The sequence below is a fragment of the Micromonospora purpureochromogenes genome, assembly GCF_900091515.1.
Taxonomy (GTDB): domain Bacteria; phylum Actinomycetota; class Actinomycetes; order Mycobacteriales; family Micromonosporaceae; genus Micromonospora; species Micromonospora purpureochromogenes.
Genome location: NZ_LT607410.1, coordinates 5029786 through 5046692, shown reverse-complemented (window position 1 = coordinate 5046692; position 16907 = coordinate 5029786). Strand labels below are relative to the sequence as shown.

At 76.3% G+C, this 16907-nt stretch carries 1 protein-coding gene; it reads left to right on the top strand.

From position 1 onward, the window contains the following. Positions 1 to 11: 11 nt before the first annotated feature. Entirely contained in the window at positions 12 to 16895 is a 16884-nt protein-coding gene (locus tag GA0074696_RS22995) for a type I polyketide synthase (protein WP_088963024.1), read from the top strand. Positions 16896 to 16907 lie beyond the last annotated feature (12 nt).

Genomic DNA, 16907 nt, shown 5'->3' with positions numbered 1-16907 from the left:
ATTCTGGGCGGGTGGCAGAAGAGGGTACGGAGAACCGGGGAACGCCCGCGTCGGTCGCCCACCTGGCGGGCCTGCCGGGACCGGAGCAGACGCGCGTCCTTGTCGACCTGGTCCGCGCGCAGGCGTCGGCCGTGCTGCGGGAGATCGGCGCCGACGACGCGCCGGACACCGTCGACGCCGGCCGGCCGCTGCGCGAGCAGGGCCTGGACTCGCTCGGGCTGGTGCAGCTGCAACGGCAGCTCACCGCCGCCACCGGCCTGACCCTGTCACCCACCGTCGGCTTCGACCACCCGACCGCGATCGCCCTCGCCGACCACCTGCGCACCCTGCTGCTGGGCGAGGGGCCGGAGGCGACCGAGTCGGCCCCGGCCGGCCGGCCCGCCGAGGAGGAGCCGATCGCCGTGGTCGGCATCGGCTGCCGCTACCCGGGCGGGGTGCACTCCCCGGACCGGCTGTGGGCGCTGGTCGCCGACGAGGGCACCGTGGTCACCGGATTCCCCACCGACCGGGGCTGGGACCTCGACGGGCTCTACCACCCCGACCCGGACCACCCCGGCACCACGTACGTGCGGCACGGCGGCTTCCTCGACGACGCCGCCGGCTTCGACGCCGAGTTCTTCGGCATCAGCCCCCGGGAGGCCAGCGCCATGGAGCCGCAGCAGCGGCTGGTGCTGGAGACCGCCTGGGAGGCCCTGGAACGGGCCGGCATCGACCCGCAGTCGCTGCGCGGCAGCCGCTCCGGCGTCTTCATCGGCGCCGACCCGCAGGAGTACGGCATGCGGCTGCACGAGGCCCCGGACGGCCTCGACGGCTACCTGATGACCGGCAACTCACCCAGCGTCGTCTCGGGGCGGCTGGCGTACGTGCTGGGCACCGAGGGGCCCACGCTGACCGTCGACACCGCCTGCTCGGGCTCGCTGGTCGCGCTGCACCTGGCCGTCCGCTCGCTGCAACGCGGCGAGTGCACCCTGGCGCTGACCGGCGCGGCGTCGGTGCTGGTCAACCCCGGCGCGTTCACCTCGTTCAGCCGCCAGCGCGGGCTCTCCCCGGACGGGGTCTGCCGCCCCTTCGCCGCCGCCGCCGACGGCACCGCCTGGGCCGAGGGGGTCGGCATCTTCGTCCTCGAACGGCTCTCCGACGCCCGCCGCCACGGCCACCCCGTGCTCGGCGTCATCCGGGGCACCGCGATCAACTCCGACGGCGCCAGCAACGGCCTGACCGCCCCGAACGGCCGGGCCCAGCAGCGGGTCATCCGACAGGCCCTGGCCGACGCCGGGCTCACCCCCGCCGAGGTGGACACGGTGGAGGCGCACGGCACCGCCACCACCCTCGGCGACCCGATCGAGGCGCAGGCGCTGATCGCCACGTACGGGCGGGCGCACCGGGCCGACGCCCCGCTCTGGCTCGGCTCGATCAAGTCCAACCTCGGCCACGCCCAGGCCGCCGCCGGCGCCGCCGGGCTGATCAAGGTGCTGATGGCGATGCGGCACGGCACCCTGCCCCGCACCCTCGGCGTCGACGAGCCCACCCCGCACGTCGACTGGACCGCCGGCACCGTGCGACTGCTCACCGAGGCCCGACCCTGGCCCGCCGACGGCGCCCCGCGCCGCGCCGGCATCTCCTCCTTCGGGGTCAGCGGCACCAACGCGCACGTCATCGTCGAGGAGCCGCCGCCGGCCGAGCCGGCACCGGCGCCGCACCCGGGGCCGCCCGTCGCCGCCGCGCTGCGCCCGGTCGTCGTCTCGGCCCGGACCGCACCGGCGCTGCCCGCCCAGGCCGCCCGGCTGCTCGACGCCACCGACCCCGCCGGCCCGCCGCCGGACCTGGTCGACCTGGGTTGGTCGCTGGCCACCGGCCGCGCGGCCCTCACCCACCGCGCGGTGCTGCTGGCCCGCGACACCGACGAGGTACGCGCCGGACTGCGCGCCCTCGCCGCCGGTGACCCGGCCCCCTGGCTGATCCGGGGCACCGCCACCGGCGGCCGGCTGGCCCTGCTCTTCACCGGCCAGGGCAGCCAGCGCCTCGGCACCGGACGCCGGCTGCACGCCGCGTACCCGGTCTTCGCCGACGCGCTGGAGGAGGCGATCGGCCACCTCGACCTGCAACTGGACCACTCGCTGTGGGACGTGCTCTTCGCCGCCGAGGGCACCGACGAGGCGGCCCTGCTCGACCGGACCGGGTACGCCCAGCCGGCGCTCTTCGCCGTCGAGACCGCGCTCTACCGACTCGTCGAGTCGTGGGGCCTCCGGCCGGACTTCGTCGCCGGGCACTCCATCGGCGAACTGGCCGCCGCCCACGCGGCCGGGGTCTTCTCGCTGCCCGACGCCGCCATGCTGGTCGCCGCCCGCGGCCGGCTCATGCAGGAGCTGGAGTCGGCCGGCGCGATGGTCGCGGTGGGCGCCGCCGAGGACGAGGTCCGCGAGCTGCTGGTCGACGGGGTCGACCTCGCCGCCGTCAACGGCCCGGCCGCCGTGGTGATCTCCGGCGTCGAGGACGAGACGCTGCGGATCGCCGCCGAACTCGCCGGCCGTGGCCGACGCACCAAGCGGCTACGGGTCAGCCACGCCTTCCACTCGCCGCTGATGGAGCCGATGCTCGACGAGTTCCGTCGGGTCGCCGAGCTGGTCGCGTACGAGCCGCCGCGCATCCCGGTGGTCTCCAACGTCACGGGCGCGCTCGCCACCGCCGACCTGTGCACCCCCGACTACTGGGTGCGGCACGTGCGGCAGCCGGTCCGGTTCGCCGACGGGATCGCCTTCCTCGACTCCGCCGGCGTCGACACGTACCTCGAACTCGGGCCCGACCCGGTGCTCACCGCGATGGCGCAGGAGTGCGTCGCGCCCGACGGCGACCGCGCGTTCGTCGCCGCCCTGCGCCGCGACCACGACGAGGAGCGGGAGGTGCTGGCCGCGGTCGCGGCGGCGCACGTCCGGGGCGCCGACGTCGACTGGTCGGCCTGCTACGCCGGCAGCGGCGCCCGCCGCGTCGAGCTGCCCACCTACGCCTTCCAGCACCGGCACTACTGGCTGACCTCCCCGCCCGCCACCGGCGACGCGTCCGGGATCGGGCAGCTCGCCGCCGACCACCCACTGCTCGGCGCGCTGCTGCACCTGGCCACCGAGGACGGCACGGTGCTCACCGGCCGGCTGTCCCGCCGCTCCCACCCGTGGCTCGCCGACCACGTCATCGGCGAGGTCAACCTGGTGCCCGGCACCGCGCTGGTCGAACTGGCCGCGTACGCCGGCGACCAGGTCGGCTGCGCCCTGGTCGAGGAGCTGACCCTGGAGGCGCCGCTGGTGCTGCCGGACGACACCGGGGTCGCGCTCCAGGTCGTGGTCACCCCGCCGGACACCGACGGGCGGCGGACCGTCGAGTTCCACTCCCGCCGGGAGGACGCCCCGCAAGGCGGCGACTGGACCCGGCACGCCAGCGGGGTGCTCGCCCCGACCGGCGCCGCCCCGACCCGCGACGACGACCTGACCCGGTGGCCGCCGCGCGACGCCGAGGCCGTCGACGTCACCGACTTCTACCCGAACCTCGCCGAGCAGGGCTACGGCTACGGGCCGACCTTCCACGGCCTGCGCGCGGTCTGGCGGCGCGACGGCGAGGTCTTCGCCGAGGTGGCACTACCCGAGTCCAGCACCGACGGCGGCGCGTACGGGCTGCACCCGGCGCTGCTCGACGCCGCGCTGCACGCGCTGGACCTGGCGCTGCCGCAGCCCGCCGCCGGGGTCACCCTGCCGTTCACCTGGTACGACCTCACCCTGCACGCCTCCGGCGCCACCGCCGTGCGGGTGCGGCTCACCGCGACCGGGCCGGACACCGTCCGGGTCGCGCTGGCCGACGGCTCCGGCGCGCCCGTCGCCACCGTCGGCTCGCTGCTGGTGCGCACCGTCGACGCCGAACAGCTCGGCGCCGGCGGCGGCGGCGGTGACCTGCTGCGCGTCGAGTGGACCGAGCAGCCGCTGCCCGCGTCGGCCGAGGCGTCCGTCGCCGTCGTCGGCCCGGACCCGTTCGGGCTGGCCGGCGCGCTCGGCGTACCGGCGCTGACCGGTCCGGAGGCCGTCGAGACCGCGCCGGACCTGCTGGTCGCGACATTCGACGCCGGGGACGGCGAGACCCTGGCCGGCGTACGGGCCGTTGCGCACCGGGCGCTGCGGCTGGCCCAGGAGGTGCTCGCCGACGACCGGCTCGCCGACACCCGCCTGGTCGTGGTGACCCGGCACGCCGTGGCGGCGCTGCCGGCGGACCGGATCGCGCTGACCACCGCGCCGCTGTGGGGGCTGCTGCGCGCGGCCCAGGCCGAGAACCCGGGCCGACTGCTCCTGCTCGACCTCGACGCCGCCACCCCGGCCACCGCCCTGCCCGGCGCCGCCGTCGCCGGTGAGCCGGAGGTGGCGCTGCGCGAGGGACGGTTGCTCGCCCCCCGGCTGGTGCCCGTCCGCCGCTCGCCTGCCGCCGCCCCCGACACCTGGCACGGCACCGTCCTGGTCACCGGCGGGACCGGTGGGCTGGGCGCGATGCTGGCCCGGCACCTGGTCAGCACGCACGGGGTGCGGCACCTGCTGCTGGCCAGCCGGCGCGGACCGGACGCCCCGGGCGCCACCGCGTTGCGGGACGAGCTGACCGCCCTCGGCGCCCAGGTCACCCTCGCCGGCTGCGACGTCGGCGACCGCGACGCCCTCGCCGCACTGCTCGCCACGGTCTCCGCCGACCAGCCGCTCACCGGCGTCGTGCACGCCGCCGGGATCGTCGACGACGGCACGTTCGACGGCCTCACCCCGCAGCGGCTGGACGCCGTGCTGCGCCCCAAGGCCGACGCCGCCTGGCACCTGCACGAGCTGACCCGCGACGCCGACCTGCGCGCCTTCGTGCTCTACTCCTCGGCCGCCGGCTTCCTCGACGGCTCCGGACAGGCCAACTACGCGGCGGCCAACACCTTCCTGGACGCCCTCGCCGCGCACCGCCGCACCGCCGGGCTGCCCGCCACCAGCCTCGGCTGGGGGCTCTGGCCGCGGGACATCGGCATGGGCGCCGGCGTGGACGACGTCGCCGCGCACCGGGTGAGCCGCCTCGGGCTGCGGGAACTCAGCGTCGCGCAGAACCTCGCCCTCTTCGACGCCGCGCTCGGCGTGGCGGAGCCGTTCCTGGCACCGCTCCACTTCGACCTGGCGGACCTGCGGCAGCGGGCCGCCGAACTGCCGCCGCTGCTGCGCCGGCTGGTCCGCGCGCCCCGGCGGCCCGCCGCCCGGGCCGCCGCCGGTGCCGTCCCGGTCGAGCTCTCCCTGGCGCGCCAGATCGCCGAGCTGACCGAGGCGGAGCGTGCGTCGGTCCTGCTCGACCTGGTCCGTACCCAGGTGGCCGCCGTGCTCGGGCACAGCGGGGCGGACGCCATCGCGCCCCGGCAGGCGTTCAACGAGATCGGCTTCGACTCGCTGGCCGCGGTGGAGCTGCGCAACCGGCTCAACGCCGCCACCGGGCTGCGGCTGACCGCCACCCTCGTCTTCGACTACCCGAATCCGCGCGCGCTGGCCGCGCACCTGGTCGAGAAGCTGCTCGACCTGCGCCCGGCGGCCGAGCCGGTCCGGGCCGCGGTGCGCGCCGTCCCCGACGAGCCGATCGCCATCATCGGCATGAGCTGCCGCTACCCGGGCGGGGTCAGCTCGCCGGAGGAGCTGTGGCGGCTGGTTGCCGAGGGGGTGGACGCCATCGGCGAGTTCCCCGCCGACCGGGGCTGGGACGTCGACCAGCTGTACGACCCGGAGCCGGGCCGGTCGGGGCGCACCTCGACGAAGGAGGGCGGCTTCCTCTACGACGCCGCCCTGTTCGACCCGGACTTCTTCGGGATCAGCCCCCGCGAGGCCAGCGCCATGGACCCGCAGCAGCGGCTGATGCTGGAGGCGTCCTGGGAGGTGCTCGAGCGGGCCGGGATCGACCCGCACTCGGTGGCCGGCTCGCGTACCGGGGTGTTCGCCGGGGTGATGTACCACGACTGGGCGACCCGGCCCGGCGAGATGCCGGAGGAGGCGCTGGGCTACCTGGGCAACGGGGGCCACACCAGCGTGGTCTCCGGACGGGTCGCGTACGTGCTCGGGCTGGAGGGGCCGGCGGTGACCGTGGACACCGCCTGCTCGTCGTCGCTGGTGGCGCTGCACTGGGCGATCCAGGCGCTGCGCACCGGGGAGTGCGAGCTGGCCCTGGCCGGCGGCGTGACCGTGATGTCCACGCCGGACACGTTCATCGACATGAACCGGCAGGGCGGCCTCTCCTCCGACGGGCGATGCCGGTCGTTCGCCGCGTCGGCCGACGGCACCGGTTGGGGTGAGGGGGTCGGCGTCCTGCTGGTCGAGCGGCTCTCCGACGCCCGCCGCAACGGGCACCCGGTCCTGGCGGTGGTGCGGGGTTCGGCGGTCAATCAGGACGGCGCGTCGAACGGCATGACCGCGCCGAACGGCCCGTCGCAGCAGCGGGTGATCCGGGCCGCGCTCGCGTCGGCGGGCGTCAGCGCCGCCGAGGTCGACGCGGTGGAGGCGCACGGCACGGGTACGACCCTGGGCGACCCGATCGAGGCGCAGGCGCTGCTCGCCACGTACGGCCAGGAGCGCCCGGCGGAGCGCCCGCTCTGGCTCGGCTCGATCAAGTCCAACTTCGGGCACACCCAGGCCGCCGCCGGGGTCGCCGGGATCATCAAGATGGTCCACGCGATCCGTCACGGCGTCCTGCCGCCCACCCTGCACGTGGACGCGCCGTCACCGCAGGTGGACTGGTCCGCCGGTGCGGTGGAGCTGTTGACCGAGGCGCGGCAGTGGCCGGTGAACGGGCATCCGCGCCGGGCTGCGGTGTCGTCGTTCGGCATCAGCGGCACCAACGCGCACGTCATCATCGAGCAGGCTCCGGAGGACGCCCCGGCGCTCGTGGCGTCGACGCCGGCCGGGCCGGCCGGCGACGCCCCCGGCCCGGTCGGGTCCGCCGGCCTCCCGGTGGCGGTGCCGTGGCTGCTCTCCGCCCGGTCCGAGGCGGCCGTGCGGAGCCTGGCGGGTCGGCTGGCGGAGTTCGCCTGGTCGATGGACCCGGCGGACGTGGCACCCGCGGCCCGGACCCTGGCGACCGGTCGGGCGCTCTTCGACCACCGGGCCGTGGTGCTCGGCGCGACCCCGGCGGAGCTGTCGCCGGCCCTCGCCGCGCTCGCCGACGGCAAGTCCGCACCGGGGGTGGTGTCCGGGGTGACCCGGGCCGGCCGGCTGGCGGTGCTGTTCACCGGTCAGGGCGCGCAGCGCCTGGGGATGGGTCGCTCGCTGCACGCGGTGTTCCCGGTGTTCGCTGCTGCTTTCGATGCGGTGGTGGCGGAGTTGGATGCGCACTTGGATCGGCCGTTGCGTGAGGTGGTCTGGGGTGATGACGAGGAGTTGATCCGGCGGACGGGTTACGCGCAGGCCGGTCTGTTCGCGGTCGAGGTGGCCCTCTTCCGGCTGGTGGAGTCGTGGGGTGTGCGGCCGGACTTCGTCGCCGGGCACTCCATCGGTGAGCTTGCTGCGGCGCATGTGGCCGGGGTGTTGTCGCTGGCGGACGCCGCAAGGTTGGTCGCGGCGCGGGGTCGGTTGATGCAGGCGTTGCCGGCTGGTGGGGCGATGGTGGCGGTGCAGGCGTCGGAGGGGGAGGTGCGGGCGGCGCTGGCGGGTCCGGGTGTGGTGGTCGGGTCCTTTGGAGCTGATGTCGTAAGCGATTCAGCCGACACCGACACCGACACCGACACCGACACCGACACCGGCACCGGCACCGGCACCGGCACCGGCCTGGCGGCAGGTGCTGGTGTGGGCATCGCGGCGGTCAACGGCCCTCGGTCGGTGGTGATCTCCGGCCCCGAAGCGGCCGTGCTGCACGTGGCCGAGCACTTCACCAAGCAAGGTCGCAAGACGACCCGTCTTCGGGTGAGTCATGCGTTCCACAGCGGGCTGATGGACCCGATGCTCGACGAGTTCCGGGCCGTCGCATCGGAGCTGACCTACGCCGAGCCGCAGTTCCCGGTCGTGTCGAACCTGACCGGCGCCCTGGCCACCACCGAGCTGACCGACCCGGACTACTGGGTGCGTCACGTGCGCGAGGCGGTCCGCTTCGCCGACGGCATCGCCGCCCTGCATGAGGCGGGAGCCACCACGTTCCTGGAACTGGGCCCGGACGCCGCGCTCACCCCGATGATCCACAGCATCCTCACCGACGAGGTCACCGTCGTGCCCAGCCTGCGGCGGGGACACGACGAGCACCGCCAGGCCATCACCGCCCTGGCGAGGCTGCACGTCACCGGCACCACCGTCGACTGGACGCCGCTGCTCCCGCAGACCTCCCGCACCGTCGACCTGCCCACCTACCCGTTCCAGCGGGGGCGCTACTGGCTGAACCCGCTGCCGCCCGCCGGTGACGTCGGCTCGGTCGGGCTCGACCCGGTCGGGCACCCGCTGCTCGGCGCCGCCGTACCGGCCGCCGACACCGACCGGGTGGTGCTCACCGGGCGGCTCGCCGTCGACCGGCAGCGCTGGCTGGCCGACCACGAGATCCTCGGGGCGGTGCTGCTGCCCGGCACCGGCTTCGTCGAACTCGCCGTCCGCGCCGGTGACCACGTCGGCTGCGGCCGGGTCGAGGAGCTGACCCACCGGGCGCCGATGATCCTGCCCGGCCGGGGCGCGGTGGCCGTCCAGGTGGTGGTGGGGTCGCCCGACGACAACGGCGTACGCCCGATCGGCATCCACTCCCGCCCCGAGGGCGGGGACGGGGAGTGGACCCTGCACGCCACCGGCGCGATCGCGCCGACCGCCGCCCCGGCCACCTGGGACCTCACCCAGTGGCCGCCGTCGGGGGCCACCGCGCTGCCGGTGGAGAGCTTCTACCCGGGGCTGCGCGCCCGCGGCTACGGCTACGGCCCGACGTTCCAGGGCCTGCGGGCCGCCTGGCGGCGCGGCGAGGACGTCTTCGCCGAGGTCGCGCTCCCCGAGGGTGAGGACGCCGAGCGGTACGGCCTGCACCCGGCCCTGCTCGACGCCGCCATGCACGCCGACCAGCTCGGCGAGGACGGCCCGCTGGACGGCGAGACGCTGCTGCCGTTCTCCTGGTCCGGGGTCACCCTGCACGCCGCCGGGGCCCGCGCGCTGCGCGTACACCTGGAGCGGCTGCGTGGCGACGAGGAGTGCCGGATCCGGGTGGCCGACCCCGACGGACGCCCCGTCGCCACCGTCGAGTCGCTGCTGGTCCGGCCGGTCTCCGCCGGGCAGCTCGCGCAGGACGACCGCGCCGGGGCGCTGCTGCGCCTGGAGTGGACCCCCGTGCCGGTCCCGCGGGCGACCAGCCGGGCGGTCGTGCTCGGCGACCTGCCGGGGACCGGACTGCCCGCGTACCCGGATCTGGCCGCGCTCGGCGCGGCGCTCGAGGCGGGGGAGACCGGCACCCCGGACCTGGTCCTGCTCGCCGCCCCCACCGCCGGGGGCGACCCGGCCGAGGCGGCCCGCGCCGTCACCCGCGACACGCTGCGCACGGTGCGGTCCTGGCTGGCCGACGAGCGGCTCGACGGGGCCCGGCTGACCGTCGTCACCCGGCAGGCCGTCGCCACCGAGACCGGCGAGGACGTCGACCTGGCCCAGGCCCCCGTCTGGGGGCTGCTGCGGGCGGCGGCCGGCGAACAGCCGGGCCGGTTCGGCCTGCTCGACACCGACGGCAGCGCCGACTCCGCGCGGCTGCTCGCCGCCGTCGCCGCCGCCGAACCCGAGGCGGCGGTGCGCGCCGGCCGGGTGAGCGTGCCGCGGCTGGCCCGGCTGCGCCCCGCCGACGGCGCGCCCGGCTGGAACCCGGACGGCACCGTACTGGTCACCGGCGGCACCGGCGGGCTCGGCGCGCTGATCGCCCGCCACCTGGTGGCCACCCACGGGGTACGCCGGCTCGTGCTCACCAGCCGACGCGGCCCCGACGCGCCCGGCGCGGCGGCGCTGCGCGACGAACTGCGCGCGCTCGGCGCGACCGAGGTGACCGTCGCCGCCTGCGACGTCACCGACCGCGCCGCCGTCGCCGCCGTGCTCGCCGCCGTCCCCGCCGAGCACCCGCTCACCGCCGTGGTGCACGCCGCCGGCGTACCCGGCGCCGGCCTGGTCGCCGACCTCGACCCGGACGGGCTCGACCCGGTGCTGGCGCCCAAGGTGGACGGCGCCTGGCACCTGCACGAGCTGACCCGGGACCTGCCGCTCGACGCGTTCGTGCTGCTCTCCTCCGCCGGTGGCCTGGTGCTGGCCGCCGGGCAGGGGCACTACGCCGCCGCGAACGTCTTCCTGGACGCCCTCGCCGCTCACCGGACCGCCGCCGGCCTGCCCGCCACCGCGGTCGCCTTCGGCCTCTGGGACCTCGGCGACGCCTCGGCCGACGACGTCGCCCGGGTGCGCCGGCTCGGCCTGCCGGCGCTCGGCGTCGACGACGGCCTCGCCCTCCTGGACGCCGCCGTGGCGACCGGCGAACCGCTGGTCGTGCCGCTGCGCGTCGACCCGGCAGCCGTCCGGGCCCGGGGCGAGGTGCCGACCCTGCTGCGGGGCCTGGTCACCGCCCCCACCCGGCGCGCCGCCGCCGGTACGACCAGCGGCGGCGGCCCGGCCGCCGGCCTGGCCCAACGGCTCGCCGGCGTCACCGAGGCGGAACGGCACCGCATCCTGGTCGAACTCGTCCGCGCCCGGGTGGCGGCGGTGCTCGGGCACTCCGGCGTCGAGGCGGTCGCCCCCGACCGGGCGTTCAAGGACCTCGGCTTCGACTCGCTCGCCGCCGTCGAGCTGCGCAACGCCCTCAACGAGGCGACCGGCCTGCGGCTGCCCGCCACCCTGGTCTTCGACCACCCGACCGCCGAGGCCGCCGCGCGCTTCCTCGCCGACCGGCTGGTCGGGGCCGCCCCCGCCGCCGCACCGGCGCTCGCCCCGACCACCCCGGCCGCGCCCGACGACGACCCGATCGCCATCGTCGCGATCCACTGCCGCTACCCCGGCGAGGTGCGCTCCGCCGCCGACCTGTGGCGGTTGCTGGTCGAGGAGCGCGACGCGATCTCCGAGTTTCCGGTCGACCGGGGCTGGGACGTCGACGCGGTCTACGACCCGCAGCCCGGCGCGGCCGGGAAGACGTACGTCAAGACCGGCGGGTTCCTGCACGACGCGGCCGAGTTCGACCCGGAGTTCTTCGGCATCATGCCGCGCGAGGCGCTCGCCATGGACCCGCAGCAGCGGCTGCTGCTCCAGGGCGCCTGGGAGGCGTTCGAGCGGGCCGGCATCGACCCCACCTCGATGCGGGGCAGCCGCACCGGCGTCTACGTCGGCGTCATGTACACCGAGTACGGCAGCCGGGTGCAGCAGCACGTGCCCGAGGAAATCGCCGCCTACCTGAGCGGCGGCAGCGGCGCCAGCATCGCCTCTGGGCGGGTGGCGTACGCGCTGGGGCTGGAGGGGCCGGCGGTCACCATCGACACGGCCTGCTCCTCGTCGCTGGTCGCGCTGCACATCGCCTGCCAGGCGCTGCGCCAGGGCGAGGTGGAGATGGCGCTGGCCGGCGGCGTGACCGTGCTGCCCACGCCGGACGTCTTCGTGGACTTCAGCCGGCAGCGGGGCCTCGCCCCGGACGGCCGGTGCAAGGCGTACGCGAACGGCGCCGACGGCACCGGCTGGTCCGAGGGGATCGGGCTGCTGCTGGTGGAACGCCTCTCCGACGCCCGGCGCAAGGGCCACCCCGTGCTGGCCGTGGTGCGCGGTTCGGCGATCAACCAGGACGGCGCGTCCAACGGGCTGACCGCCCCGAACGGCCCCTCCCAGCAGCGGGTCATCGAGGCCGCCCTGGCCGCCGCCGCGCTCGCCCCGACTGAGGTGGACCTGGTCGAGGGGCACGGCACCGGCACCGCGCTCGGCGACCCGATCGAGGCGCAGGCCCTGCTCGCCACGTACGGCCGAGACCGGGACCGTCCGTTGTGGCTCGGGTCGGTCAAGTCGAACCTCGGGCACACCCAGGCCGCCGCCGGCGTGGCCGGGGTGATCAAGGCGGTGCAGGCGATGCGGCACGGGCTGATGCCGGCGACGCTGCACGTCGACGCCCCCTCCGACGAGGTGGACTGGTCCACCGGTGCGGTGGAGCTGCTGACCCGGCCGCGGGAGTGGCCGGCGCAGGGACGCCCCCGCCGGGCGGCGGTCTCGTCGTTCGGGCTGAGCGGCACCAACGCTCACATGATCATCGAGGAGGCACCGGCGGACCTCGCCGGTCCGGACCGGCCCGCCGGCCCGCCGACCGGTGACACGCTGACGGCGCCGGTGCGGCCGTGGCTGCTGTCCGGGCGTACCGACCGGGCGCTGCGGGCGCAGGCCGAGCGGCTGGCCGCCCACCTGGACGGCCGGGACGACCTGGCCGACCGGGACGTCGCCTGGTCCCTGGCCACCGGCCGGGCCGACCTGGAGCACCGGGCCGTGGTGCTCGGCGCGGACCGGGACGAGCTGGCCGCCCGCCTGGCCGCCCTGGCGGCCGGGGAGGTCGCCACCGGCCTGGTCACCGGCGTCGCGCGCTCCGGCGGCCGGACGGCGGTGGTCTTCACCGGTCAGGGCGCGCAGCGCCTGGGGATGGGTCGCTCGCTGCACGCGGTGTTCCCGGTGTTCGCCGCTGCTTTCGACGCGGTGGTGGCGGAGTTGGATGCGCACTTGGATCGGCCGTTGCGTGAGGTGGTCTGGGGTGATGACGAGGAGTTGATCCGGCGGACGGGTTACGCGCAGGCTGGTCTGTTCGCCGTTGAGGTGGCGTTGTTCCGGCTGGTGGAGTCGTGGGGTGTGCGGCCGGACTTCGTGGCGGGGCACTCGATCGGTGAGTTGGCTGCCGCGCATGTGGCGGGGGTGTTGTCGCTGGGCGATGCGGCGCGTCTGGTGGCGGCTCGTGGGTGCTTGATGCAGGCGTTGCCCGAGGGTGGGGCGATGGTGGCGGTGCAGGCGTCGGAGGAGGAGGTGCGGGCGGCGCTGGCGGGTCCGGGTGTGGTGGTCGGATCCTTTGGAGCTGATGTCGTAAACGATTCAGCCGCCAACGCCAACGCCAATGCCAATGCCAACGCCAACGGCAACGGCAACGGCAACGGCAACGGCAACGGCAACGGCAACGGCAACGGCAACGGCAACGGGACCAGCACCAGCACCGGCACCGGCACCGGCACCGGCACTGGTCCGGTCACCAGCACCGACACCGGCACTGGTCCGGTCGCCGTCACTGGCACTGGTCCGGTCACCAGCACCGACACCGGCACTGGTCCGGTCGCCGTCACCGGCACTGGTCCGGTCACCAGCACCGACACCGGCACTGGTCCGGTCGCCGTCACCGGCACGGGCACGGGCACGGGCACGGGTAATGGTGGCGGTCTGGCCGCCGCTGGCGGTGTGGACATCGCGGCCGTCAACGGCCCCCGGTCGGTGGTGATTTCCGGCCCGAAGGCCGCCGTGCTCGCGGTCGCCGAGCACTTCACCACCCAGGGCCGCAAGACCACCCGCCTGCGGGTGAGTCACGCGTTCCACAGCGGCCTGATGGACCCGATGCTCGACGACTTCCGCGCCGTCGCGGCGAGCCTCACCTACGCCGAGCCGCAGCTCCCGCTGGTCTCGAACCTGACCGGCGCCCTGGCGAGCACCGAGCTGACCGACCCGGACTACTGGGTGCGCCACGTCCGTGAGGCGGTCCGCTTCGCCGACGGCGTCACCGCCCTGCAGCAGGCGGGAGTCACGACGTTCCTGGAACTCGGCCCCGACGCCGCGCTCACCCCGATGATCGAGGGCGTCGTGACCGACACCGTCGTCGCGCCGGCCCAGCGCCGGGACCGGCCCGAGGTGTCGCAGCTGCTCGACGCCCTGGGCCGGCTGCACGTCACCGGCACCCCGGTCCGCTGGACGGAGGTCCTCGGCGGCGGCACCCGCGTCGACCTGCCCACGTACCCGTTCGAGCGGCGGCACCTGTGGTTGAACGCCCCGAAGACCCGGGCCGGCGACGCGGCCGGGCACGGCCAGCGCGACGCCGACCACCCGCTGCTCAGCGCCGTCATGGTGGCGCCGCAGGGCGGCGGCGTGGTGCTCACCGGGCGGCTCGCCCTCGACACCCACGCCTGGCTGGCCGACCACAACGTGATGGGCATGGGGCTGCTCCCCGGCACCGGCTTCGTCGAGCTGGCCCTGCGGGCCGCCGAGGAGGTCGGCTGCGACGTGGTCGAGGAACTGATCATCGAGCAGCTGATGCCGCTGCCCGACCACGGCGGCGCGGCCGTCCAGGTGGTGGTGGGGGAGCCGGACGCCGGCAACCGGCGGAGCATCGCCATCTGGTCCCGGTTCGACGACGCCCCGCCGGAGGTGGGCTGGACCCGGCACGTCACCGGCTGGCTCGCCACCGAGAACGCGTCGCCCGTCACCCCCGAGGAGTTCGGGGTCGGGGTCGGCCAGTGGCCGCCGGCCGACGCCCAGCCGGTCGACATCAGCGGCGTCTACGACTACCTGACCGCGCAGGGCTACCACTTCGGACCGATGTTCCGCGGACTGCGTGCCGTCTGGCTGCGCGGCCGGGACCTCTTCGTCGAGGTGGCGCTCCCCGACGAGGCCCGGCAGGACGCGGCCGCGTACCGGCTGCACCCGTCGCTGCTCGACGCCGCGCTCAGCGCCACCGACTTCCTCGGCGGGCGCAGGCCGCAGGACATCGGCGCCGGCCAGCTGCCGTTCTCCTGGACCGGGGTACGGCTGCACTCCGGCGGCCGCAGCCGGTTGCGGGTACGGATCAACTGGACCAACTCCGACGAGAGCGCCGGCTCCGAGGCGGTCCGGCTGGACCTGGCCGACACCACCGGCACCCCGGTCGCCACCGTCGAGTCGCTGGTGGTCCGGCCGGTCACCGCGGACCGGCTGGTGGCCGCCGGAGCGGCGATGACCGGCACCCGCCACCTCGACTCGGTGTTCCGGGTCGACTGGCCCCAACTGCCGCTGGGCGAGGCCGCCGAGGCCGTACCCGGGCGGTGGGCGGTGCTCGGCGGCGAGGTCGACCTCGGCCGCGCGGACGTGCCCGCGTACCCGGACCTGGCGGCGCTGGCCGCGGCGGCCGCGACGGACGGCGTACCCGATGTGGTGTTCCTGCCGGTCGAGCCGGCGGACGGCGAGGTGCCCGAGGCGGTCCGCGACGGCCTGGCCGGGGTGCTGGAGACCACCCGGGCCTGGCTGGCCGACGAGCGGTTCGCCGCCACCCGGCTGGTGGTGCTGACCTGGTTCGCGGCCGACGACGACAGCGGACACCTCGACCTCACCGTCGCACCCGTCTGGGGCCTGCTGCGCGCCGCGCAGGCCGAGAACCCGGACCGGCTGATGCTGGTCGACCTCGACTCCGACGAGGCCAGCCTGCGGATGCTGCCGGCCGTGGTGACGCTGCCCGAGCCGGAGGTCGCCGTGCGCGGCAACCAGGTGAAGGTGCCCCGGCTGGCCCCCGTCCCGGTACCGACCGAGCTGCCCCCGTCGCCCTGGCGGCCCGACGGCACCGTGCTGGTCACCGGCGGCACCACCGGCCTCGGCGCGCTGGTCGCCCGGCACCTGGTCGGCACGCACGGCGTGCGGCACCTGGCGCTGGTCAGCCGGCGCGGCCCGGACACCCCGGGCGCGGCGCGGCTGCGCGACGAGTTGGCCGCGCTCGGCGCCGAGGTGACCGTCGCCGCCTGCGACGTCACCGACCCGAAGGCCCTGGCGGCGCTGGTCGACGGGCTGGCGCAGCCGCTGACCGCCGTGGTGCACGCCGCCGCGGTGCTCGACGACGCGCTGTTCACCTCGCTCACCCCGGACCGGCTCGCCGCGGTGCTGGCGCCCAAGGTGGACGCCGCCTGGGCGCTGCACGAGCTGACCGAGGAGCGGGAGCTGACCGCGTTCGTCCTGTTCTCCTCGGTGGCCGGCCTGCTCGACCCGGCCGGCCAGGGCAACTACGCGGCGGCGAACAGCTTCCTCGACGCGCTGGCCCGGCACCGCCGGTCGATGGGACTGCCCGCCACCTCGCTGGTCTGGAACCTGTGGGGTGAGGGCGCCGGCCTGGCCGGCGGCACCGACCCCGGGGTCACCCGGCGGCTCGCCGCGATGGGCATGCCGGCGCTGTCACCGGCCGACGGGCTCGCCCTGCTCGACCAGGCGATGCGGGTCGACGAGCCGGTGCTGGTGCCGCTGCGCCCCGACCCGACCGGCACCGAGATTCCGGCCAAGCTGCGCGACGTCGCCCGCGCCGCCGCCGGCCGCCGGCCCGCCCGGGCGGCCACCCTGGCTGCCACTGCGGAGGCGGCGGCCCCGGTGGACGAGGGCAGCCTCGTCCAGCGCCTCGCCCCGCTGCCCGAGGAGGGCCGGCAGCGGATGCTGCTGGATCTGGTCCGCGGCCACGTCGCGGCCGTCCGGCACGCCGAACCGGGCGAGATCGACGTCCACCGGGGCTTCACCGAACTCGGCCTGGACTCGCTGGCCGCGATCGAGCTGCGCAACCGGCTCAGCGCGGCGACCGGGCTGCGGCTCGCCGCCACGCTGATGTTCGACCACCCGACCCCGGCCGAGGTGGCCCGGCTGCTGCGCGAGGAACTGGCCGAGGAGGTGCCGGTCGGGCCGTCCGCCGACGCGCCCGCCGGGCCGGCGGGCGCCGACGCTCCGGACGAGGACGACGTACGCCGCCGGCTGGCCACCATTCCGCTGCACGCGCTGCGCGAGGCGGGGCTGCTCGACGCCCTGCTGCGGCTCACCGCGCCGGGCGTCGAACCCCCGCCCGCCGCGGCGCCCGCCGCCGCCGATCGCAGCGAGGAGATCCGGAACATGGCGGTGGACGACCTGGTCCGGGCCGCCCTCGGCGGCGCCGACCCGAACGGAGGGCACCGGTGAGCGGCGTGGACA